Origin of the sequence: Photobacterium toruni (assembly GCF_024529955.1) — a bacterium.
In the GTDB taxonomy this organism is placed as follows: Bacteria; Pseudomonadota; Gammaproteobacteria; order Enterobacterales; family Vibrionaceae; genus Photobacterium; species Photobacterium toruni.
In genome coordinates, this window is sequence record NZ_AP024854.1 from 847,916 (window position 1) to 872,123 (window position 24,208).

General features: G+C 39.3%; 22 protein-coding genes. 10 read left to right on the forward strand and 12 right to left on the reverse strand.

The window, feature by feature from the left end; all coding sequences use genetic code 11:
* Positions 1-11: 11 nt before the first annotated feature.
* From OC457_RS04275 to OC457_RS04285, 3 genes are all read right to left on the reverse strand, one after another.
* Positions 12-1,379 (reverse strand): anti-phage deoxyguanosine triphosphatase, encoded by a 1,368-nt coding sequence (locus OC457_RS04275; protein WP_080173424.1) that lies wholly within the window; start codon positions 1,377-1,379, stop codon positions 12-14.
* The gene (gene yfbR / locus OC457_RS04280; protein ID WP_080173425.1) at positions 1,379-1,963 is read right to left on the reverse strand and encodes a 5'-deoxynucleotidase; all 585 of its coding nucleotides are present in this window, start codon (positions 1,961-1,963) and stop codon (positions 1,379-1,381) included. Before yfbR ends, OC457_RS04275 begins: the two co-directional genes overlap by 1 nt.
* Before the next feature lie 181 nt (positions 1,964-2,144).
* Positions 2,145-3,359: a pyridoxal phosphate-dependent aminotransferase gene (locus tag OC457_RS04285; RefSeq protein ID WP_080173426.1), complete on the reverse strand. Its 1,215-nt coding sequence runs from the start codon at positions 3,357-3,359 to the stop codon at positions 2,145-2,147.
* Between the two features lie 399 nt (positions 3,360-3,758).
* On the opposite strand from OC457_RS04285, the gene OC457_RS04290 reads away from it, so the two are divergent.
* The 5 genes from OC457_RS04290 to menE all read left to right on the forward strand — a co-directional run bounded on the left by OC457_RS04290 (position 3,759) and on the right by menE (position 10,088).
* Complete coding sequence (locus tag OC457_RS04290; RefSeq protein WP_080173427.1) at positions 3,759-5,093, forward strand: isochorismate synthase; 1,335 nt, start codon at positions 3,759-3,761, stop codon at positions 5,091-5,093.
* A complete protein-coding gene (gene menD / locus OC457_RS04295) occupies positions 5,090-6,823 on the forward strand; it encodes a 2-succinyl-5-enolpyruvyl-6-hydroxy-3-cyclohexene-1-carboxylic-acid synthase (protein ID WP_080173428.1) in 1,734 nt (577 codons plus the stop codon). The genes OC457_RS04290 and menD overlap by 4 nt, the downstream gene beginning before the upstream one ends.
* Positions 6,807-7,616, forward strand: a complete 810-nt coding sequence (gene menH, locus OC457_RS04300) for a 2-succinyl-6-hydroxy-2,4-cyclohexadiene-1-carboxylate synthase (RefSeq protein ID WP_080173429.1) — start codon at positions 6,807-6,809, stop codon at positions 7,614-7,616. Before menD ends, menH begins: the two co-directional genes overlap by 17 nt.
* Positions 7,617-7,701: 85 nt before the next feature.
* Entirely contained in the window at positions 7,702-8,676 is a 975-nt protein-coding gene (gene menC / locus OC457_RS04305; RefSeq protein ID WP_080173430.1) for an o-succinylbenzoate synthase, read from the forward strand.
* On the forward strand, positions 8,664-10,088 hold the full coding sequence (menE, locus tag OC457_RS04310; protein ID WP_080173431.1) for an o-succinylbenzoate--CoA ligase: 1,425 nt from the start codon (positions 8,664-8,666) through the stop codon (positions 10,086-10,088). Before menC ends, menE begins: the two co-directional genes overlap by 13 nt.
* 129 nt (positions 10,089-10,217) lie before the next feature.
* On the opposite strand, the gene OC457_RS04315 is transcribed toward menE, so the two are convergent.
* The 3 genes from OC457_RS04315 to OC457_RS04325 form a co-directional block, all read right to left on the reverse strand.
* Positions 10,218-12,092, reverse strand: coding sequence for an MFS transporter (locus OC457_RS04315; protein WP_080173432.1), 1,875 nt, complete (start codon positions 12,090-12,092; stop codon positions 10,218-10,220).
* A gap of 18 nt (positions 12,093-12,110) precedes the next feature.
* Positions 12,111-12,707 carry a TetR/AcrR family transcriptional regulator gene (locus tag OC457_RS04320; protein ID WP_080173433.1) on the reverse strand — a complete coding sequence of 199 codons (597 nt, stop codon included), beginning with the start codon at positions 12,705-12,707 and terminating at the stop codon, positions 12,111-12,113.
* A gap of 199 nt (positions 12,708-12,906) precedes the next feature.
* Positions 12,907-13,311, reverse strand: a complete 405-nt coding sequence (locus OC457_RS04325) for an NINE protein (protein ID WP_080173434.1) — start codon at positions 13,309-13,311, stop codon at positions 12,907-12,909.
* A 407-nt stretch (positions 13,312-13,718) separates the two neighbouring features.
* On the opposite strand from OC457_RS04325, the gene OC457_RS04330 reads away from it, so the two are divergent.
* Together OC457_RS04330 and OC457_RS04335 are read left to right on the forward strand one after the other, a co-directional pair.
* A complete protein-coding gene (locus OC457_RS04330; protein ID WP_080173435.1) occupies positions 13,719-14,591 on the forward strand; it encodes a Tim44 domain-containing protein in 873 nt (290 codons plus the stop codon).
* A gap of 283 nt (positions 14,592-14,874) precedes the next feature.
* Positions 14,875-15,120: a TIGR02647 family protein gene (locus OC457_RS04335; RefSeq protein WP_080173436.1), complete on the forward strand. Its 246-nt coding sequence runs from the start codon at positions 14,875-14,877 to the stop codon at positions 15,118-15,120.
* A 29-nt stretch (positions 15,121-15,149) separates the two neighbouring features.
* Here OC457_RS04335 and OC457_RS04340 read toward each other — a convergent pair whose 3' ends face one another.
* A complete protein-coding gene (locus OC457_RS04340) occupies positions 15,150-15,401 on the reverse strand; it encodes a YkgJ family cysteine cluster protein (RefSeq protein ID WP_080173437.1) in 252 nt (83 codons plus the stop codon).
* A 292-nt stretch (positions 15,402-15,693) separates the two neighbouring features.
* On the opposite strand from OC457_RS04340, the gene OC457_RS04345 reads away from it, so the two are divergent.
* Positions 15,694-16,137: a YcgN family cysteine cluster protein gene (locus OC457_RS04345; protein WP_080173438.1), complete on the forward strand. Its 444-nt coding sequence runs from the start codon at positions 15,694-15,696 to the stop codon at positions 16,135-16,137.
* A gap of 156 nt (positions 16,138-16,293) precedes the next feature.
* On the opposite strand, the gene dusC is transcribed toward OC457_RS04345, so the two are convergent.
* Together dusC and OC457_RS04355 are read right to left on the reverse strand one after the other, a co-directional pair.
* On the reverse strand, positions 16,294-17,238 hold the full coding sequence (gene dusC / locus OC457_RS04350; RefSeq protein WP_080173439.1) for a tRNA dihydrouridine(16) synthase DusC: 945 nt from the start codon (positions 17,236-17,238) through the stop codon (positions 16,294-16,296).
* A gap of 78 nt (positions 17,239-17,316) precedes the next feature.
* The gene (locus OC457_RS04355; protein ID WP_080173440.1) at positions 17,317-17,994 is read right to left on the reverse strand and encodes an NAD-dependent epimerase/dehydratase family protein; all 678 of its coding nucleotides are present in this window, start codon (positions 17,992-17,994) and stop codon (positions 17,317-17,319) included.
* Between the two features lie 181 nt (positions 17,995-18,175).
* Here OC457_RS04355 and OC457_RS04360 point away from each other — a divergent pair, with 181 nt between their 5' ends.
* On the forward strand, positions 18,176-18,829 hold the full coding sequence (locus tag OC457_RS04360; protein ID WP_080173441.1) for an SEC-C metal-binding domain-containing protein: 654 nt from the start codon (positions 18,176-18,178) through the stop codon (positions 18,827-18,829).
* Between the two features lie 68 nt (positions 18,830-18,897).
* Here the strand turns inward: OC457_RS04360 and dsbB are convergent, their stop codons facing one another.
* Both dsbB and nhaB read right to left on the reverse strand, forming a co-directional pair.
* Positions 18,898-19,410, reverse strand: coding sequence for a disulfide bond formation protein DsbB (gene dsbB / locus OC457_RS04365; RefSeq protein WP_080173442.1), 513 nt, complete (start codon positions 19,408-19,410; stop codon positions 18,898-18,900).
* A 139-nt stretch (positions 19,411-19,549) separates the two neighbouring features.
* On the reverse strand, positions 19,550-21,139 hold the full coding sequence (gene nhaB, locus OC457_RS04370) for a Na(+)/H(+) antiporter NhaB (RefSeq protein WP_080173443.1): 1,590 nt from the start codon (positions 21,137-21,139) through the stop codon (positions 19,550-19,552).
* Positions 21,140-21,661: 522 nt separating this feature from the next.
* Here nhaB and fadR point away from each other — a divergent pair.
* Positions 21,662-22,513: a fatty acid metabolism transcriptional regulator FadR gene (gene fadR / locus OC457_RS04375; RefSeq protein WP_080173444.1), complete on the forward strand. Its 852-nt coding sequence runs from the start codon at positions 21,662-21,664 to the stop codon at positions 22,511-22,513.
* 87 nt (positions 22,514-22,600) lie between these two features.
* Here the strand turns inward: fadR and OC457_RS04380 are convergent, their stop codons facing one another.
* Complete coding sequence (locus tag OC457_RS04380) at positions 22,601-24,130, reverse strand: SpoVR family protein (RefSeq protein ID WP_080173445.1); 1,530 nt, start codon at positions 24,128-24,130, stop codon at positions 22,601-22,603.
* Positions 24,131-24,208 lie beyond the last annotated feature (78 nt).

Here is a 24,208-nt window from a genome sequence, read left to right on the forward strand (position 1 = left end):
CATTGAATCCGCTATACTCCATGCCCTTCATTACCTATTTCCAGCGTAATCGATGGTTGAAAGAGAGTATTGTATAGCCGCTGTGAAAAGCCATCGGTCATGCCTGAAATATAATCAGCGATGATACGCATTTCATTATCGCCTTTATCTACTGCATGTTGCCAATGCTTGCGGGTGGCTTCTGGTAATAAACGCTCAGGATCTGAGGCAAAAGCATCAAATAACTCCATGATTAATTGCTGACCTTTATATTCTAATAACTGAATTTCAGGCTTTTTCACCACATAATCACTGACAAATTGTTTTAAGACATTCAGGGCATTTTCCATTGCGGGTGATAGATAAGCATTCCAGTTTAATAATGGCTCTTCAAAACTGTTGATGCCATCTTGCAGTGTTGGTGCGATTTCAATTGATGTTAATAAAGCATTAACCAGTGCGCCAATTGCATCTTTACGTTGATGGTGGCTGGCAAACATATGTTCACTGATCTCACCAATTCGTTGTTCTAGCCATGGGTCACCACATTCAGCAATTTTTGATGCGACCGCTTCTTGCCATTGATCACGATTAACAATACCCATCACAATTGCATCTTCAAGATCATGAACGCCATAAGCAATATCGTCAGCTAACTCCATGATTGAGCAATCAAGTGATTTAAACTGTGTCTTATTATGTTGATGCGGTAAGGGTGAGTGATTACGCATTTGTTTAAATAACTGGCGGTCGTGCTCTGACAAAGGGGCTAATACCCAATCAAAGACCGTTTTATCATCATTGTAAATACCTTTTGCTGGGTGCCATAACTTGGCTTTTAAATGACGAAAATTAACCACATCATCGGCGCGTTCCGTTGCGGTTGTTTGGCTGAGTAATGCGGGGTATTTCAGTAAACCTAATAACGTTCGACGAGAAAGGTTCATACCATGATGTTCAGTGTAGGGTTCTAGTAATGTGACGATACGAAATGTTTGAGCATTGCCTTCAAAACCGCCATGATTACGCATCATATAATTTAATGCTACCTCACCACCATGACCAAATGGTGGGTGACCAATATCGTGCGCAAGACAGACACTTTCCATAAGGCTGGTTGAGGCCAATAATGAATGGAATTGAGGCTGCTTTAATTTTAATTGCGCCACAATACCCGTGCCTATTTGTGAAGCCTCAAGCGAGTGAGTTAAACGAGTACGATAAAAATCATGATTGCCAGCGCCATGCACTTGAGTTTTTGCTTGCAGGCGACGAAATGCGGCTGAGTGTAAAATTCGTGCCCGATCCCGTTGATAGGCCGAGCGATGATCATCGCGACGCATTTTTTGTTCGTCGCTATGACGTTGTTCCCAACAAGGATCAATAATAAACGCTGTCATTAGCTGATCTCATCTAATGTTAAATTAAAGCTATCTGCAAAAGTTGTTAGGAAATAGTCCATTTCAGGGGTTCTGCGCGCTGCTAACGTTTCTTCAAGGCGTTTTTTCGCTTTGGTAAATTCATGATTACCTGCACTTAATTCTTCTAAACATTTAAGATAAGCGCATAAAGTATCGGCTTGTTTAACGATAGCGGCATTTTCAGGATCTAATTTGTGGCTATCAACTAATGGCGCATAATCATCATAAAATTCTTCAGGTAACATCGAGAGTAATTTTTGTTCGGCAGCCAGTTCGATCTTTTTATATTCTTCAGCAATGGTTGGGTTGAAATATTTAATCGGGGTTGGCATATCACCAGTGATCACCTCACTGACATCATGAAACATACCTAATAATGCAATTTGTTCAGGATTAACATTACCGCCAAACTTACGGTTTTTAATGAGCGCCAGTGCGTGAGCCACAAAAGCAACTTGAAGGCTGTGTTCTGATATGTTTTCAGTTTCAACACTGCGCATTAATGGCCAGCGTTGAATTAAACGCATTCGCGCGAGATGAGCAAAAAAATGGCTTTTTTCCATGGGAGTGTTCCCTTATAGCAAAATTTTGATGGGTATAAGTATATCAAGTGTGTGGTGTTTATGAAGAAATTACTTGGTAAGTGTTCAGGTGTTATGTGAAAGTAGATAAAAAAGCCTCGGGAATAAACCGAGGCTGATAATTGTGTGCTGTTCACTTAACGACGGTGAGTGGTTGTCGTTATTATTGACGATAGCTATGCAGGAAGCGTTCAAGACGGGTCATTGCTTGCTCTAAGTCATCAACTCGCGGTAGCGTTACAATACGGAAGTGATCAGGTTGTTTCCAGTTAAAGCCAGTGCCGTGAACCACTAATACTTTTTCTTGCAGCAAGAAGTCCATTGCAAAGCGTTGGTCATCGACAATATTAAACTTTTTCTGATCTAATTTGGGGAAGAGGTATAACGCCCCTTTGGGTTTTACACACGAAATTCCTGGAATTTGAGTCAATAAATCATAAGCTTTATCACGTTGTTCGAGTAAGCGTCCGCCAGGTAAGATCAATTCATTGATACTTTGATAACCGCCGAGTGCTGTTTGAATCGCGTGCTGCATTGGTACGTTGGCACATAAACGCATAGAAGACAGCATTTCTAAGCCTTCAATATAACCTTTGGCCTTCTGTTTTGCGCCTGATAACACCATCCAACCGGCACGGAAACCACATACTCGGTATGATTTAGACAGACCATTAAAGGTAATACAGAATACGTCAGGCGCTAACGGTGCAATTGAAGTATGTTTCGCACCGTCATACAAGATTTTATCGTAGATCTCATCGGCAAAAATAATCAGATTATGTTGACGTGCAATCTCAACGATTTCTAAGAGAAACTCACGACTATAAACTGCGCCCGTTGGATTATTCGGGTTGATCAGTACGATACCACGCGTATGAGGCCCAATTTTCTTTTTGATATCATCAAGATCTGGATACCAATCAGATTGTTCATCACAAGTGTAGTGAACAGCTGTGCCTCCTGACAGCGATACAGCTGCTGTCCATAATGGGTAATCAGGAGAGGGTACTAAAATCTCATCTTTATGGTTGAGCAATGCTTGCATCGCCATCACAATTAATTCAGATACGCCATTACCGATATAAACATCTTCAACATCAATGTCGAGTAAGCCACATTTTTGATAATGTTGTACGATGGCTTTACGTGCAGAATAAATGCCTTTTGAATCACAGTAGCCTTGTGATGTTGGTAAATTACGGATCACATCAACCAGAATTTCATCAGGGGCATCAAATCCAAACGGCGCTGGATTGCCAATATTAAGTTTAAGTATTTTTTGGCCTTCTTCTTCCATGCGTTTAGCATGCTTAAGAACGGGACCACGTATGTCATAGCAAACATTATTGAGCTTGGATGACATCCCGAAATTTTGCATATAATACTATCCTGATGATAATTTTTAGTCTCCCCACAAATTACACTATAAAACCAGTTTAAAGGAACACCTTTTAGCATAAAATTTCGTAAAATAGTTTTTTGTGTTATTTCAAACCCATACTTGCTGTGTTATTGACTAGAGTTATTGTTAATGTTCAGCTATTTATGCTGAAATATAGCCAAAAGGAATGACGTTACTTCATTAGTCAGATGCTATCTAGTGAGGTAGAATACTCAGATCATTCTTCTTTGCTGATAATCAATGGTTTGTCTTGTTAGATGATCATTGAAATAATGACTATTTTAGCAAAGAACCAAGTATGTCCATGATTGGCATATTTTTATCTTTCAGCCAGGGATGAGCCGTATTGGTGATATTTAGCTGAGCGAGGTTATCTTGACTGCGTTACAACAAGCTGTTGCATTACTGATTGCTAACATTAAACAAGCATCAGTAACAACTCAACGATTAGTAGTAAAATTAGAGCTGCCTGCAAATACTGATTTAATTGATTGGATGGATGCTCAATCTTTATTTCCCAAATTTTATTGGCAATCTCGAGATTGTCGTGAAGAAGTGGTTGCTTTGGGGCAGATCAAAACGTTTACCGATCCGCTAATTGCTGAACAAGTGATTACTGATGATCAGCGTGTTTGGGGTGGGCGTTCTTTTGATGGTCATACTGATCGCAATCGCCGTTGCCTTTCTTCCTTTTTCTTTTTGCCATTACTTGAAATTATTCATTTTGATGGTGAATGGCATCTTGCTGCCAACATGTGTGATGATAAATCTCGAATGTTAGCGATGTTACAAAAAATAGCTACTGATCCAGAGGTAGTTACTGACATTGATAGCCGTATTTTAAGTCGTAGTTATAGCCCTGATTTTGTTGGTTGGTCAACCATGATTGAACAAGCATTAGCAGGCATTGCAAATGATGAATTTGAAAAGGTAGTGTTGGCTCGACGGACAACATTGCAGCTTGATCATCCAGTATTACCTGCGCAATTACTCAAAGCGAGTCGTGCTAGCAATAGCAATAGTTTTCATTTTTTGATGGCACTGGATGCTGAACATTGTTTTGTTGGATCAACACCTGAACGTTTATTTCAACGTCATGATCGCGCTTTACAGACTGAAGCGCTCGCTGGCACGATTGGGCGTGGTGCTGATAGCCAAGAAGATCAACAATTAGCACAATGGCTATTAGCTGACACTAAAAACCGCTATGAAAATCGGTTAGTGGTGGACGATATTGTGGGGCGTTTAGTACCACAATGTGAATCAATGAATGTTTCTCCAGTACCTGAATTGGTGAAGTTACGTAAAGTACAGCATTTAAAGCGCAGTATTGACGGTCAACTCAATGATGCGGTGTTTAGTGCTAATTTACTGGATAGTTTACAACCGACAGCGGCTATTGCCGGTTTACCTCGTGATGCTGCACTAAACTTTATTGCTGAGCATGAACCGTTTGCCCGTGGTTGGTATAGCGGTGCTGTTGGTTATATTGGTAAAAAGCACAGTGAGTTTTGTGTGGCAATCCGTAGTGCAATGATCAGCGGTGATGATTTACATTTGTTTGCGGGAGCGGGAATTGTTCCTGGATCTGTCGCGGATAGTGAATGGAAAGAGCTTGATCGTAAAACCTCAACTTTATGCAGTTTGTTTGAACAACCTTGTTCTGATGACGGTAAGAGTATTGATAAGATGGAATATAAAAGCGCATGACACAGCCATCATTAACAACCAGCCAATCATACCGGGCGGCATTAAATGGTTGCTGGGCAGGTTTAATGCTTGAAGAGTTAATGAGATTGGGAGTGCAACATGTTTGCATTGCACCAGGATCTCGTTCGACACCATTGACGTTGGCTGCAGCAAAACTAACACAATTGACGATTCATACGCATTTTGATGAGCGAGGTTTGGGTTTTTTAGCTTTAGGTTTAGCTAAAGCATCTCAATCTCCAGTGGCCGTTATAGTGACATCGGGTACGGCAGTGGCGAATTTATTACCTGCCGTTGCTGAAACTGGGCTAACGGGTGAAAAGTTGGTGTTGCTAACATCCGATCGACCTGCTGAGTTAATTCAATGTGGTGCTAACCAAGCGATTCGTCAGCATGGAATCTTTTCTGATCATGTGAGTCACTTTTTAGATATACCAAGTCCAAGTTTGGATATTAGTCCTAATTGGTTATTGTGTGCTATTGATGATGTGATGCAGCAGCAACAATTGCGTGGTGGTTCAGTACATTTTAATTGTCATTATCCAGAACCTTTATATGGTGATGATGTTGATTTTTATGAGTATCTTATGCCTGTTGCTCAATGGCAGCAGGATACGATCCCTTATTGTCAGCATCAAGCTTTGCCGTCATTAACAACGGTGACAATTGATCATAATCAGTGGCAAACATTGTGCACTCAAAAAGGGGTTATTGTTGCAGGTCGACTTGCTGCTAATGAACTTAAAGCAGTACAGCAATTAGCGGCAACATTAGGATGGCCATTGCTGGTGGATCCACAAGCAGGTGGTAGTAGTGATTATGCTGGTTTTGATGGGTGGTTACAAAACATCGCTTGTCATGATTATCTTCAACAAGCACAGGTATTATTACAGTTTGGTGGACGGTTAGTTTCTAAACGTTTATTGCAGCTAATCAGTCATCAGACATGGCACTCTTTTTTATTAATTGATCCATTAGCTGGGCGATTAGATTCCAGTCATCGTCGTAGCCAACGTATTCAAGCAAATATTGAAGCGTGGGCGCAAGCGGCTATGGCATTAACAACCGATTCACTCCATTCACAATGGGCTCTACCGTTAGTTGAAGCATCGCAGTGCTATTTTGATATTGTTGCAGCTCACGCTAATCGTTTTTCTGAATTGGGTTTAGCGGCACAAGTCATGCAATGGATAGCCCCTGAAACAGAATTGTTTTTGGGTAATAGCATGATTGTTCGATTGTTAGATATGTGCGCTAAATTACCGTTAACCGCGACATTTGCGAACCGTGGTGCATCGGGCATTGATGGCTTAATTGCAACAACTGCGGGTGTACAGCGAGCACGTAAATCATCTTTAGTGTGTTTGATCGGTGATACCTCGTTACTTTATGATCTCAATTCATTGGCATTATTAAATCAACAGCAATATCCCATTGTCGTTATTGTTACCAATAATGATGGCGGTGGTATTTTTGATATGTTGCCTGTTCCTGATCAACAAAAAGATGATTTCTATCGTATGCCACATGGGTTTGAATTTAGCCATGCGGCAGCGATGTTTGGTTTACAGTATTGCGCCCCTACATCATTAAGTGCGGCTGAAGACGCTATTCGTGATGGTCAATTAAAAGTAGGAACAACCCTTGTTGAAATTAGGACACCTGCAGGTGAAGCTGGAGCAATGTTAAAAGCATTATTTGCAGAGGTTGAGCATGCTACTTTATTCTGAAACCTTTGGCGTTAAAGCCAATACCAAGCAACCAACATTGGTTTTTCTACATGGTTTATTGGGGAGTGGTCACGATTGGCGTTATGTTATTAGTCAGCTTGCTGCCACTCAGCAATGTATTACTATCGATTTACCGGGCCATGGGCTAAGTGCGTTTGTTGATACAGAAATGACAACAGTGGCGCGTGAAGGTGGTTTCGATGCTATCCATCATGCATTGATAGCAACATTAGCTCATCGTGGTGTTAATGATTATGTACTCATTGGTTATTCGATGGGAGCACGATTAGCGATGTATCATGCCTGTGCATTAGCCGCTAATCCGGTATCTTCGCATTTACCACGATTAGTCAAGGTGTTGCTTGAAGGTGGGCATTTTGGATTACCAGCTGTTGAGCGAGAGCCACGTTATCAACATGACCAACATTGGGCGGCTCGATTTGCTCAACAGCCATTAATCGGTGTGTTACAAGATTGGTATCAACAACCTGTTTTTGCGTCATTGACATCAGCTCAGCGACAAGTTTTGGTTGCTAAACGGAGTGATAATTTAGGCTCTGGAATAGCAAAGATGATGTTAGCGACCTCACTGGCTAAACAGCCGCAATTATTACCTCAGTTACAACAGCTTTCAGTACCAATCCATTATCTTTGTGGTGGGCGTGATACCAAGTTTCATCACTTAGCCTCGGCGTGCGGTTTAGCCGTGACGGTTATTGATGATGCTGGTCATAATATACACATTGAACAACCTGTTGCTTTTACAACGGCATTATTGACGTTTATTAGTTAATAATCTCTTTATAAAACCAATAGATACTCTGTATTCTAGCTAAAATGTTTGTCAAATATACTCTGACATAATATAAGGAAATGTAATGCGCAGCGCTAAGTTATTTCAATACCAACTTCCAATGGATTCTGGCGTTATTTTACGAGATCAGCGTTTGGTTACGCGTGAAGGTTGGGTGGTTGAGTTGTGCCAAGATCAACAATTAGCTTATGGTGAAATTGCGCCATTACCTGAATTTAGTGTTGAGAATGTCGCTGAGGCAGGAGAGCAAGCACAACAGTTACTGTCACAATGGGTTGCAGGTGAAATGCTTGATCTTGAGTCAGCTTATCCATCTGTGGCTTTTGGTATTAGTTGTGCTATCGCTGAGTTAGCCGCTGAATTTCCTGTAACAGGTAATTATTTAGTCGCACCATTATGTTCAGGAGATCCTGATGATTTAGTGGAACGATTAAATCAGATGCCTGGCGATAAAGTGGCTAAGATTAAAGTTGGCATGTATGAAGCGGTACGTGATGGTATTGTGGCAAATATGCTACTTGAAGCCATTCCCGATATGCAATTACGGCTTGATGCTAATCGCCAATGGACGCCATTAAAAGCACAACAATTTGCTAAATATGTTAAGCCTGAACATCGCGCTGGCATTGCCTTTTTAGAAGAACCTTGTCGTTTACCGAGTGACAGTTTAGCGTTTGCACAACAAACAGGGATCAATATTGCTTGGGATGAAACCGTGCGAGATGCTGGATTTGAAGTGAAAGCAGAACAAGGTGTTGCTGCGATTATCATTAAACCAACATTAATTGGCTCACTTGAACGTTGTATTGCATTAATCGAGCAAGCACATGCTGTGGGACTTACCGCGGTGATTAGTTCTAGCATTGAATCAAGCTTGGGCTTAAATCAATTAGCGCGTTTAGCCCAATGGCAAACGCCAAGCGTCATTCCTGGGTTAGATACAATGCAGCTATTTCAAGTGCAATTGATGCAGTCATGGCCGGGTTGTGAATTACCGGTGATCCCTCTATCTGAATTAGACATGGTATGGCACAAATAAAAGCAAAATTTAACAAGTGGCCTTGGCAATATTGGGCAGAGCAACGACCAACTGAAATTGCGATTTCATTAGGTGATGTAAAGGCAGGGGCTGTTACGTGGAATTGGATTGAAGTTACAGCCAATATTGAAAAATATGCTCAATGCTTGGTTGCTCAAGGGGTGAAGCGAGATCAATTAGTTGCGGTGGTTGCGCCAAATAGTATCGATGTATTATGGCTACTATTAGCGATTATTCGTGTTGGTGCTCGTTATGTTGGTCTCAATCCTAAGTTGCCAGCGAAGGCATTAATTGAGCAATTAACCGCATTAGATAATGATCATATTTGGTGTCCAGATATTGATATGGCGCAATCCTTGTCGAAGCAGACGTTATCGCTGACCCCAGAGATAACGTCTGAGCGTATTATTCCGGTGATGTGGCAAGAGCATCGTCCCATTTCGTTGACACTAACCTCTGGCTCGACAGGTTTACCTAAAGCGGTTGTTCACCATGCACAATCCCATTTAGCCAGTGCGAGTGGGCTGTTCAAGCACATGACTTTTACTGCTGATGATAGTTGGTTGTTGTCGTTACCGTTATTTCATATCTCGGGATTAGCGATTGTGTGGCGATGGCTATATCGTGGTGCAAGAATTGTGGTGGTAGAGCCACAATTACAGCAACAGGCACTGCAATGGGTTAGTCATGCTTCATTGGTTCCGACACAGTTACAACGCTTTCTTGATTCTGAATATGCACAGCAGCACCAGTTACAACAAGTGTTATTAGGTGGCGCGACTATTCCTGTTAGTTTAACTACGGCTGCAAAACAAGCCGGCATTGAATGTTGGAGTGGCTATGGTATGACAGAAATGGCATCAACAATAACCGTTAAACGTGCCAATAGCAGTGCTGGGGTGGGAACTGTTTTACCTCATCGAGAACTGATTTTACGTGATGGTGAAATTTGGGTTCGAGGCAAAGTGCTTTGTTTAGGGTATTACCGTAATCATACTATTTTCTCATTGATAGGATGTGATGATAACGATGATTGGTTTGCCACTAAAGATTTAGGCGAATGGCATGATGATGAATTATTTATTCGAGGTCGTGCTGATAATATGTTTATTTCTGGTGGTGAAAATGTACAGCCAGAAGATATTGAACAGGTATTGTTACAACATTCGGTAGTGAAGCAAGCTATCGTACTGCCAATAGATGATCATGATTTCGGGGCGAGACCGGTGGCAATATTAACCACAGTGCAACGGCTAGATAATCATTTAATTGATGAACTGGTTACTTATATGTCACAGCATGTGGCGCCTCATAAACGGCCAGTACGTTATATTGCATTACCCGATAGTTTTACCCAAAGTGTAAAAATATCACGGTTAGATTTAGCGACATGGTTAGCATCTCAAGCTTAAAATAAAAGGCATCTTAATAAAAAGGCGAAGCATAATAGCTTCGCCTTTTTATTTTCAATTTTTTACTATGTAGGTGTTTAATAGAGATGGATTTGGTTAACACACAGATGAGCAATGATGGCGTTATTACTAGCGTTTATCACCACGTAATGCTATTACTTGTTGGCGTAGTAATTGGCTATTAGTTGTTTCTGAATGTACGCAATTTCCGGCAATAATGGTAACTTTTGACCAAAAACGTTTAGGGCGCTTTAATAAAGCATGCCCGCCCTCACGACTAAAATAACTGCCCCATAATCCTTGTAAAGCCACAGGGATCACCTCAACACTTGAACGCTTAATGATTAAATCAATACCTCGCATAAAGGGGGCGATTTCGCCATCTTGCGTTAAGTGACCTTCTGGAAAAACACAGACAATATCGCCATTTTCTAAATAGGTCGCAACTTGAGAAAATGCAGCGCGGACTGATTTACGATCATTTGAATCAACAGGGATCGCTTTGCATGCACGACAAAAAGTATTAATGATTGGCAGATTATAAATGTGTTGATCCATTAAAAAGCGAATTGGACGAGGGCAAGCGCCTGCTAATAGTAGGGCATCCATATAACTAACATGATTACAAACTAACAATGTACCTCCTTGTTGAGGTAAGTTATTAAGATTGTGATGTTGGACGCGGTACATGGTGTGAGATACAACCCACACGACAAAGCGCCAGAAAAAATCAGGAGCTTGAAAATAGATATAGACTAAGACTAATCCGTTTAATCCTGATAATAATAAGAAAAATTGAGGAATCGACAGGTGTAATAACGATAAGCAAATAATAGCAACAATGGCACTGATAACCATAAAGACCGCATTCCAAATATTATTAGCGGCAATAATTTGAGCGCGTTGATCTTCTTGAGCGCGTTGTTGCATTAAGGTATATAACGGTACGATAAAAATGCCGCCAGCAACGCCAAGTAATAATAGCGAGATAAAAACAGGCCATAATACAGGTTGGGTGATAAAGGTTAATATTGAATCACTTGCGGGGATAACGCTAGGTGTCATGGCATAGAGCCCGAAGCCAAATAGACTAATACCAAAGCAACCAATGGGAACAATACCGGGATCTATGCGGTGTTGTGATATACGATCACATAACATTGAGCCAATAGCGATACCGATAGAGAACAATGTTAGTAAGAAAGAAACAGCAGAAGCTTGGCCGCCTAAATTAGTTTTAGCAAAATGAGGGAACTGGGTTAGGTAACAAGCACCAAGGAACCAAAACCAACTAATACCGATAATACACTGAAAAATGATTTTATCTTGTTGGGCTATTTTCATGGTGTGGCGAGTCTGTTGCCATGGGCGCCAATGAAATTTGATATGAGCTTGGCTTGGTGGTGCCGCTGGAATCGCTAATGAGGTAATATAGCCTAAAATAGCAAAAATGATCACACTAATAGCGGCAATATAGCGACCATTGTCACTATTCGCTATTACTCCTGCAATAATAGTCCCCAGTAAAATAGCAAGAAAAGTACCTGTTTCAACCAGAGCATTGCCTGAGATTAATTCATTTTTTTTAAGGTGTTGTGGTAACAAGGCATATTTAGCTGGGCCAAAAAAGGCAGATTGAGTACCCATCAAAAACAGTAAAAATAATAGCGCTAGATAACTTTGATAAATAAAGGCAATGGCTGCGCAACACATAATAATTACTTCAGCCAGTTTGACTATACGCATTATTTTTGCTTTATCATAAATATCAGCAAGAATACCAGCAGAGGCTGAAAATAAGAAAAAGGGCAGAATAAATAATCCAGCGGCTAAATTAATTAATAGATCTGCATTAAGTGGTAATGTGTGTACTGAAGCATATGCAATAAAAATTAGCAGAATATTTTTATACACATTATCATTAAATGCCCCTAAAGCTTGTGTCAGAAAATAAGGTAAAAACCGTCGTTTGGTTAACAGGCTAGACTGAGGATTAGGGGACATTCTGTTGTTCTCGTTAAGTTATTTATGCCATGAATTGAGGTAGGTATCTAATAAATTATTAATTAGAGCCTTACCATCAACAGGGCTTGACGTGAATAATTTATCATCGACAGTCAGTAGGGTAATACCATGTACACCAGCCCAAATAACACGGCTTGCTTCAAGGACTTGTTTTTCGCTCATGTCACTATTAATTTGACCAATTAGGGCTTCAAGCATACCGGTCATATTATCAATACGATCAGTTTGCCATTCAGGAAGATCTTCGCCATTCATTGTGTGTTGGAAAATTAACTGCCAACGATAAGGATGTGCGGTAGCAAAATCGAGATAACAGAAAGCAAGATTACGTAATGCTTGTTGTGAAGACGTTGAATCGCGAACACATAATTCAGCTTGTTGAAATAATTCATCAAGTGTTTGAGCAACGGCATGAAGAAGTAATAGATTATAGTTACCAAACACATTAACTAAAGTACTTGGAACATAGCCAATCATTGCTGCGACTTTACGTAAGCTCAATTCATGGTGTGGATGTTCACTGAGAAAATTTTTCACTTGCTCAAGTGTCATATTTACCAATTCTTCACGGGTATGATCATTTCTTCTTGCCATTAAATTATACTCTTTAAGTCTGTGTGCAATTGTCGTAATTAGTCTAGTAATAGACTGATCTTTTAATTATTTTAATAATTGCCGTCCCTGAGCCATTATGGGAAATATACCTTTCCCATAATGTAAGTATTAAGGTATTAATGCCGCCTTAAGTGGCGAAAGCATATAATGCCCCAATACGAATCACCAAATTTAAATGCTAAGCGTTTCGTTTCTTTGTGTTTTCTAGCGATACTTGATCATTTAGCGTCCAAAAATCGATAAGAATACCAATCAGGAAGAAACCAAACGTACATAGATAAAGAATACCGGTTATCCATTTCCCCATATACATACGGTGAGCACCAAATACACCCAAGAACGTCAATAGTAGCCATGCAATGTTGTAATCAATTTCACCACTGGTGAAACGTAAATCTGATTCACGGTTCATTGAAGGAATTAAGAAGAAGTCGATTATCCAACCTATTCCACATAAACCTAATGTTAAAAACCAAATTGTACCTGTGACTGGCTTACCATAATAAAAACGGTGAGCACCGGTAAAACCAAAAATCCACAATAGATAACCCACAAATTTACTATGTGTATTGTTCTCTTGCATAGCTATCTCCATAGAGAAAATCATAATAATGAATAAAAGTAACCTCGGTAAATTGAGAGAGTTAACTTTTATTGACGCCATAAAAAACAGTATATAATAATAAACCTGTGTTGCGGATAATATATGGAATGATCTGAGGATTTTTACTTTTTAAGGTCTGTTTGATCAATTTATTTAGCATAAATATGCACAGTGAATGTGTTTATGTTTTTTTAGATAAAAAATAACGTAATATAATGCCTATATTATTAGTGTTAGATGTCTGATTGTTATGTGTTTAGAACGCTACTTTAAATAAACACTGTTGATGTTAAACGTTAGTAACAATTTTAATGAGTGATTAAATTGACATTTTGTAGCTAATAGCTACGATGCTTAGAGTCAACGACGAAGGTATATCGATTATTATGAAACGCTTTTTTACCGTATTTGCTCTTATTGTGGCGGTGTCGTTTACAGCACCACATGCAGAAGCAAAAAAATTCGGTGGTGGTAAGTCATTTGGTAAAAGCTTTAAAACCGCTCCGGTTCGTAAGCAACAACCACAACAGACTGATACTATCCGTAAACAAAATCCTACCGCAGCATCATCAGCGAAAAAAGGCCTAATGGGTGGTTTATTAGGTGGTCTTCTTGCTGGTGGTTTGTTAGCTGCTTTCTTTGGTGGTGCATTTGATGGTATCCAATTTATGGATATTCTGATCATCGGTGTGATTGCCTTTGTATTGTTTAAATTATTTAAAGCAATGCGTGCTAATAAAGGTACTCCTATGGGGCACCGTGAGTCTTATGCGGGTAATTCTCCTCGCCAGTCTCAGCAGCAACAGCAACAGCAGCAGCAGTTCCGTCAAGGTGCAGCGCAGCAACAGTCATCTGGTTTTGAATCAACAGATAGTGATGTACCGTTTAACTTGCCGCCAAACTTTAATATGAATACATTCCTAAATGGTTCTCGTGATCATTATCGTGTTATTCAAGGGGCATGGAACCATAACGAATTAGAAAAGATTCGTGAATATGTATCGCCAGCTCTAATGGCAGATTTAACGGCAGAGCGTGCAAAACTGGTGGGCGATCAACACACTGAAGTGATGTATGTTGATGCCGAACTTGTACGTGCAGATCATGACGCTAATATGGCGCAGCTAAGTATTAAATTTAGTGGCCGTTATAAAGACAGCGCTGAAGGCATAGAAGAAGACATTAATGATGTATGGCATTTAGAGCGTGATTTACGCAAACCAAATGCACCATGGTTAATTGTTGGTATTCAAGCATAACTGCAATTAATTACTGTTAAAAAGCCGCTAATAGCAAAATGTTTCATATAATATGATGATTTTGTGAAGCGGCTTTTTTATATATCTCAATAGCTTAGTTTGTTTTTTATACAATTGTGAAACTGGGTGACTGCTAGATGTTCAAATTTTTGATACGGATCTCATCTTGAGAGAGAAAGATCTTCAGATATTGATCTCTGCACCTAGTTTTCTTACCAACAAACGCTAATATTAATAATAGATTATTTATCCCACTGGGATTTTCCATATTATAGAGGTGACTATGCTATACACTCCCGATATCGTTGATGAAATGAATCTACTGGTGAAATTCCCTATGCATAGCAATATGGAAGGCATTAAGGTTCACAGCGATGCAAGTCCTGCTATTATCTCTGCAGCACAACGTTTGCATGCGAAAGGATTTGTGACTGAAGAGGATGGAGGATATTTGACATATTCTGGCCATCAAGTGGTAGAAAAAGCGAAAAGTGCATTACGTATCCTCACTGGAACAGCTAAAGAATAACAACATTTTTCAATGAACAAGTAGGATGATTATTCGGTTATCTGCTCTAGTTCAGTAATAATGATTAAGGCTTGTTCATTGGTATTACCACAAATATCAGAACAAGCTTTAAAATTATGACATACCGCTGGGCGCTCAGAATTGCCAAATAATTTGCATAAATTAGCATCATTAAGTTGAACACAGCGCACCCCAGCAGGTTTACCGCTAGCCATTCCTGGAATAGGGGATGATATACTTGGCGCGATACAACATGCACCACAACCTAAACGACATTCCATTCTATTTCTCTCTTTCTACTTTGCAAATCGGCTGCGCAAATTACCATTGTTAATCCTAAAAGCCAAATGACTTAGTGATTTTATCGGTCACAATTTTTTATAGAGTGACGATATATTTCTACGTTAAATGATAATAGCTATTATTTATATGGTTATTAGTGATTAATAGGTATTTTTAATTTGCAGTTTACCGTATTGATCGCTATAAAAACCGCCTGCTTTATTTTTTGATAAGCTCATTCTTTATTGTGGCGTATTTAACGGCACAAATAACAATACTGGTGTAAGTATCATGACTCATTTTTGGCAACAGAAAGACTTAACGACAATGACAGATCAAGAGTGGGAATCACTTTGTGATGGCTGTGGCAAGTGTTGTCTACATAAGTTAATTGATGATGATACTGATGATATTTACTACACCAATGTCGCTTGTAGCTTACTTGATAACAAAACATGTTCATGCAAAGATTATGCTAACCGTTTTGAGTCAGGTGAAGAGTGTCTTAAATTAACACGTGAGCGTATTGAAGAATTTGTATGGTTACCTGAAACCTGCGCTTATCGCTTGCTTGCGGAAGGCAAACCTTTACCTGAGTGGCATCCATTGATCACGGGGTCTAAAGAAGCAATGCATGCCGCAGATGAATCGGTACGCAATAAAATTGTGTATGAAATTGATGTTATTGATTGGGAAGATCACATCCTAAATCACCCTAATCGTATTAGTGAATAATCTCAATAGAGATAGCTAACGTTATTAAATAACGCCCCTGTCATCAAAAATGTGACGGGGGCGTTTTTATTTCATGTCTAAATAACGATATAGAACGTACTTTTTGAAGATCTGGCTCCTTTTAATTCTCTTACTAAAAGGAGTTTAAGAGGTTGATTACAATTGCTGTTGAGCGAGTTCTAAGCGTTCAATAATTGGCGCTGCTTTATTGAGACAACGAATATCGGTAAATAATAACTTTGCTTGTGGATATTGATGACGTAAATAAGCAAACCATTGTTTGACACGGTTAGGATAATATAAGCCTTTATCGCCTTTAATTTCAAATTGAGAGTAAGTTAATAATAGGGCTAATACTTGCTCCCATGTCATAGGCGCTTGATTATATTTAACCACATTACCTAAGTTAGGTAAGTTTAATGCGCCACGGCAAACCATTAACGCATCAGTGTTGGTTGCCGCTAAACATGCTTGACCATCAGCATAGCTCCATACTTCACCATTGGCAATTATCGGTAAGGTAACATGCTGACGAAGTTGACGAATATAATCCCATTTAATGGTATCTGCTTTATAACCATCATCTTTAGTTCGAGCATGAATAACCATTTCATCAGCGCCAGCTTGTGCAATTGCATCGGCGATCTCAAAGCATTGTTGTGGATCATCCCAGCCTAAACGTACTTTTGCCGTTACTGGTTTAGTTGGATTAACGGCAGCACGGGTTGCTTTCACTATTTGATAGATTAACTCGGGCTCTTTTAGTAATACCGCGCCACCACGGCTCTTATTTACCGCTTTAGCTGGACAACCAAAATTAATATCGATGCCTGCTGAACCTAAGTGACACGCACGATGAGCATTTTCTGCCATCCAATGTGGATCTTGACCTAATAGTTGGACGCGAACCGGCGTGCCAGAGCGTGTTTTACCGCCTTGATGTAATTCAGGACATAAACGATAGAAAACACTATTGGGTTGTAGGCTATCAATGATACGTACAAATTCAGTTACGCAAAGATCATAGTCATTAATCTCGGTTAGCATCTCACGCATTAGATGATCTAATACGCCTTCCATCGGGCCTAAAATAACTCGCATAGGGGTGTTTGCTCTATTCGGTAAATACGCTAAGGGGCAAGAGTCTAGTGCGAGTTGGTGAATTTGTCATCTTTGTTTTTACTTTGACCGCAGATGATGACCTGAAATTACGGTGATTGGTGGTAAGTCATGCTTATCACATGCAATGGCTATTTTTACCATACTTGTTGCAACATCTTCTGCTGGAATAGGTGTGAAGTGTTGCAGTGGACCAACCATTAGAGGGTGAATTGTTTCAAAAATACGTTGAAGGGCTATTTCATCTTTACGGGGGTGATTACGTTCACCTTTAAGGGGGCCTGGGCGAACAAAAATACAGTGTTCAAACGCCAATGCTGTTAATGCTTGTTCCATGTTACCTTTGCAGCGTAAATAATGAGCGGGTGAGTAGCTCGAGGCTCCTAAGCTGGAGACGACGATAAGATGCTTCACTCCTAAATTTTTCATAGTAATAGCAACACTTTTGACTAAATCAACATCAATCGCTTCAAGTGCTTGTTTAGTCCCTGCTATTTTTTTGGTTGTACCTAAACAAATAAAGCCATATTCAGGTACTGGTTGTTCATTTTCCCAAGCGATAATACGTAATTGGCTGTCTATAATTTGGTGTAATTTCTTACTGTGAAAAGGCAGTGGGCGACGAGCCAAGCTGTAGATATAATTAAAGTGCGGGTGATCGAGTAATTGATGTAATAGCTCAGTACCGATTAAGCCGCTAGCCCCAGCTATAATCGCATTTAACGAATAGGGTGACATAAGTGCATCCATCATAGTAATTCGAAAGTTATAAATAACGTATTTTTATCTGATTTGCTTTTAACTTTATCAAATTTTAGTCATTAACGGTGATTAATGGTGTGGTTATGGCAGCTAACACACGGATTCGACGTATAATACCGCTAAAGTGAATCAAAAGAATTAATCAGTAGGACATCGAATGAATACATTAATGACGTTACCATCACATTGGCAAGGCATGTCAGCGGCTTTTATTGAAGGCGCTTTATTTGCAGCGAATGCAAATCCAAAGCCAATGGAACCTGAAATATGGTTGCCCGCTCTAATTAATGGCGGCGGTGATGATGCTGCGGTTGTTATGGTTGATGATGCTGACAAGATGCTAATTCTTAACCATTTTGAAATGCAATATCGTAGGGTTAAGGCGGGAGAATACCAATTACCAGAGAGCTTGGTTTGGCAGCAAGATGGTAGTAACCAAAATGCGTTACGTGAGTTTGCACAAGGATTTTTAGCTGTATGGGTATTTATTGAGCCTAACTGGGAACAGCAAACTGTATCAGATGGCACTATGCGAATGTTGTCTGCGCTATTAACTACCTTAATGTTGCTGGTGGATGAAACTGAAACATTAGCATTAATGGAACAAGCGGGTATGACAGGGGTTCCTGTATCAAGTGAGTTATATGCTCAATTACCATTAATGTTAACAGAAGTGATGATGGCTGCTGACCAATTGCAAATCGGTTCAGGTGCACAGGCGATTAACCCCTTTAAAGGGATTGGACGTAACGACCCATGTCCTTGTGAAAGTGGTAAGAAATTTAAGCAATGCTGTGGTAAGACACTATAATAGCGAGATCAAAAAAGCGAAGCATTGAGCTTCGCTTTTTTATATTCTATTTTTTATGACACGGTAGTTTAGCGTTTATTACCAAAAAATTGTGCAATAACCATTACAGCCCACACAATAAGATTGGCAGCAAAAATGATCACTAACCATTGTGGCATTGAAAGATCAAGGAAGGTCCATACCACTTTGGCACAATCACCATAGGCTTCAAACATCCACGGAACCCAATGATTAAGGGGCGCCCATGATGGAAATTGAACGAATAAATCACAAGTAGCAAATGGCGATGGACTAAATTGAAATCCTACATGTTGATAAGCTAATTCTACGCCGCGATAAGCACTATAGCCCCAGCCCGCTAACCCTAACCAACGCAATACACCATTTTTAGGCGCAAGTAAGCCAATTAATGCAGCAATCCCGATGCCCATCATCGCAACACGTTCATAAACACACATAACACATGGTGCAAGGTTCATAATATGTTCGAAAAATAGCGCGGAACTTTCAAAGAAAATAATGGATAGTAGCAGTAACAACCAAGCTAAACGTGTTTTTGAAAAAGAATTAAGCACTTGCATTATCGGTTCTCTAATGACTATCTGGATAAAACAAAGCCCTGAACATCAGGGCCTTGAAAACATATGGCACTTATTGCTGCGCGTTATTCAAGCATAGCTCTGAGGATAAGTAAATCGTCATTAAGTCGGTAATGCTATTTTAATGACCAATTGCAGGGACTAATGTTGCTGCATCCATCGTGCCTTGAGTTAACCAATTCATGCTATAGAACCAATCTGTCATTGGCACTAACAATAGTTCAATACCCGCTAAACCAACAAAGGTTAATACAATAGTATAAGGTAAAGCCATGTACACCATACGTCCGTAAGAAAGACGAATCAGTGGTGCAAGGGCAGACGTTAATACAAATAAGAAGGCAGCTTGACCGTTAGGTGTCGCAACTGATGGTAAATTAGTACCTGTATTGATAGCAACGGCTAACATATCGAATTGATTACGATCGATGACACCATGTAGTAGTGCAGTTTTTACTTCATTAATGTATACCGTTCCAACAAAAACATTATCCGATACCATCGACAATAAACCATTAGCTACATAGAACATGGTTAATTGTGAACTACCTTCAAGTGTTAATACCCAGCTGATAATCGGTGTAAATAATTGTTGATCAATAATAACGGCAACGACTGAGAAAAATACGGCTAATAATGCGGTAAAAGGTAAAGCTTCTTCAAATGCTTTTCCTAATGCATGCTCTTCAGTTATACCTGTAAATGCAGTTGCAAAAATAATAACGGTTAAACCAATTAATCCAACCGCAGCTAAGTGCATTGCTAAACCAACAATCAGCCAAACGGCAATAATGCCTTGTACGATAAATTTAGCGTAATCAAGGTTAGTACGACGTTTGCGTTCTTCGTTATCTAAATCAACCAAAATGGTACGAACATTTTCAGGTAATTTCGCACCGTAACCACAGATTTTGAATTTCTCAATTAATACACAAGTACACAGGCCACAAATTAAAACAGGAATTGATACCGGAGACATACGAATAATAAATTCACCGAATTGCCACCCTGCTTGATCGGCAATGATGAGGTTTTGTGGTTCACCAACCATCGTCATTACGCCACCTAATGCTGTACCTACACCAGCATGCATTAATAAGCTGCGTAGAAATGCTCGGTAGTTTTCTAGATCATCACGACTAAGTTCTTGAACGTGATCATCATCAGTATGGTCGTGATTAGCGGTAGAATCTTGTCCTGAAGCGACTTTATGATAAATACTGTAGAAGCCAACAGTTACGCTAATAACCACGGCTATAACAGTTAGCGCATCAAGAAACGCAGATAAAAAAGCTGCCATGATACAAAAAGCCAACGAAAGTAAAATTTTCGATTTAATGCTTATTAATATTTTCGTAAAAATAAATAGCAGCAGTTGCTTCATAAAGTAGATACCAGCAACCATAAATACGAGCAGTAATAATACTTCAATATTTGCTACAAGCTCGTGTTTTACTTGTTCTGCACTGGTCATGCCAATAGCGACAGCTTCAATGGCAAGTAAACCACCAGGCTGAAGTGGGTAACATTTTAGTGCCATTGCAAGGGTGAAAATAAATTCTACGACCAGTAACCAACCAGCGACAAAAGGGTTAACGAGAAAGAAAACCAGTGGGTTAATGATAAGAAAAGAAATAATTGCAATCTTGTACCAGTCAGGTGCCTTACCTAAAAAATTTTTTACGAAGGCATTCCCTAGCGATATAGCCATGTTTGAATCTCTTATTATTAGTGCAAATTTAAAGGTACGAAATAGTACGAATGTCGCCCGCAAGCACTAATCAGCTGATAATTAAAAGCACCATGCTAAAAATAATCAGGAGTGATGAGTTCTTTAAGATAAACACCATAAATAACAGATGATGATATTTAACTTAAAGCAGGCAGCAGCGTTCATTTGCTCCCAGTTTGTTGTTAATGATAACTTTACCGATTGAATTGGATTAGTCAATCACAGACACGAATATGTAAAATTATCATGACATTTTCATCACAAACTGAGGGTGATACCTAAGACATAAGGGATATAATATACAGAAGATTAAAGGCAAAATATCGCTAGTGGATAAAATAATGTAACGAATACGAATTTTAGTTGTATGGCTGGTTTATTTTTGTACATATATATCAGCCGAATGTTAGGTATGCGTACTAGATTTCAGCTATTGAACAACTAGTGGTATGATGAGTGTTAATAAATAATATAAGCAAGAAGCGAATTGGATTGAACTAGATGGTTATTAAGGCTGATAGCCCAGCGACGTTTGCTGAGAAATACATTATTGAAAGTATCTGGAATAATCATTTTCCTCAGGGCTCTATTCTTCCTGCGGAACGTGAACTTTCAGAGCTAATTGGCGTGACAAGAACAACGTTACGTGAAGTCTTACAGCGTTTGGCTCGAGATGGCTGGCTAACGATTAAACATGGTAAACCTACTCGTGTAAATAATTACATGGAGACGTCTGGTTTAAGCATTTTAGATACGTTAATTACATTAGATGGACAGGATGTTCAACGAGTATTGGCTGATTTATTGGCTGCTCGAACGGATATCAGTAGTGTTTTTATGCGCTATGCTGTCAAAGGCAATCCAGAAAACTCAAGCGAGTTAATTCAACATGTTATTGAATCATGTCAACGATTATTAGCTTCCGAGAGTTTTGCTGAGTTTATTGAAAATAGTGATGATCGATTAGATTTACTGCAAGAAGTAAAAAAAATCGTAGATAAATACGGTAAAAATGATCCTCAGTTATGTGAGGAAATTTGTCGTGCACGCGCTTTTAATTATTATGATTACCGTTTATTTCAAGGAATGGCAGGAAAATCAGGTAATACGCTTTATGTGCTGACAATTAATGGATTACGTAAAATTTATACCCGCGTTGGTGGTTATTACTTTATGAACCCAGAAGCATGTCAATTAGCTCTTGATTTCTATGGTGATTTACAAGGATATTGTGATAATCATCAACCAGAGTTAGTGGCTGATCGTATAAAAAAATATGGCCGAGAAAGTGGCGCTATTTGGTATACCCATCGCGTTAAGATTTCTAAATATTTGTACGAAGAAGAACAGTAATATTGGTCGTTCTTACTGATAATTAAAACGGGGAGTCAGCATTATGCCGACTCCCCGTTTGTTTTATGTGGCTGTTATTTAATATGATTAAATATCAGTATTGTATTGAGTGCTGGCAGGACAGGTAGCAATAATCTTGCCTCGGCCATCAGGTAATTCTTCTTCAAGGGTAACTTTAAAGCCCCATAATCGATGTAAATGTTTAATAACTTCAGTATGGCTCTCTGCGAGAGGAATACGGTTATGAGGAATATAACGTAATGTCAGTGAGCGATCGCCACGTAAATCGACATTCCATATTTGTAAATTAGGCTCATTATTACTGAGATTATATTGTGATGATAATTTCTCTCGAATAGCGCGATAGCCTTCTTCGTTATGGATTGCGCTAACCTCTACATAGTTATGACGATCATCATCATTGACCGCAAACAATTTAAAATCACGCATTAATTTCGGTGATAAAAACTGACTAATAAAACTCTCATCTTTAAAATTTTCCATTGCAAAATGCAAAGTATCTAACCAGTTTGAACCTGCGATATCTGGGAACCAATATTTATCTTCATCAGTTGGGTGCTCACAAATTCGGCGAATATCTTGGAACATTGCAAACCCTAATGCGTAAGGGTTAATGCCATTGTAATACGGGCTATTATATTCAGGTTGTGCAACTACATTAGTATGACTATGTAGAAACTCCATAATGAAGCGATCAGTAACTAATCCCTCATCATACAGGTGATTTAAAATCGAATAATGCCAAAAAGTTGCCCAGCCTTCATTCATGACCTGAGTCTGTTTTTGTGGGTAAAAATATTGGCTAACCTTACGTACTATGCGCACTAATTCGCGTTGCCATGGTTCAAGTAAAGGGGCATGTTTTTCAAAGAAATAAAGAATATTTTCTTGCGGATCTGTAGGAAAACGTTCCTCTTCAATAGCTGTTTCTTTTGTCTGATGTTGGGGAATGGTTCGCCATAGAGAATTCACTTGAGATTGCAGGTAATCTTCACGTGCTTTTTGGCGTGCCGTCTCTTCGACTAAAGAGATTTTTTGAGGACGTTTATAGCGGTCAACACCATAATTCATTAACGCATGACAGGAGTCGAGTAGCTTTTCTACGTCATCAACGCCATATTTTTCTTCACACTCAGTAATATATTTACGGGCAAATAAAAGATAATCAATAATTGAACTGGCATCAGTCCATGTTTTAAAGAGGTAATTACCTTTAAAGAATGAGTTGTGACCATAACAGGCATGTGCCATTACTAAGGCTTGCATGGTTATGGTATTTTCTTCCATTAAATAAGAGATACAAGGATCGGAGTTAATAACAATTTCATAAGCCAATCCCATTTGGCCATGTTTGTAACCTCGCTCTGTTTCAATAAAGCGTTTACCAAATGACCAGTGGTGGTAGTTGATCGGCATACCGATACTGGAATAGGCATCCATCATTTGTTCAGCAGTGATAACTTCAATTTGATTTGGGTAAGTATCAAGACGATAGTGTGCAGCCACACGTTTGATTTCAACGTGATATTGTTCAAGCAAATCAAAAGTCCAATCTGGTCCATCACTGAGTGGTTTTGTTGTTGTCATTATTGCCATCACTCAATCTCCCCATGTTTGTCTACTTGTAACTGATAAGTTGGTATAAATCGGCACAAGGTTTATGGCTGTGCCGAT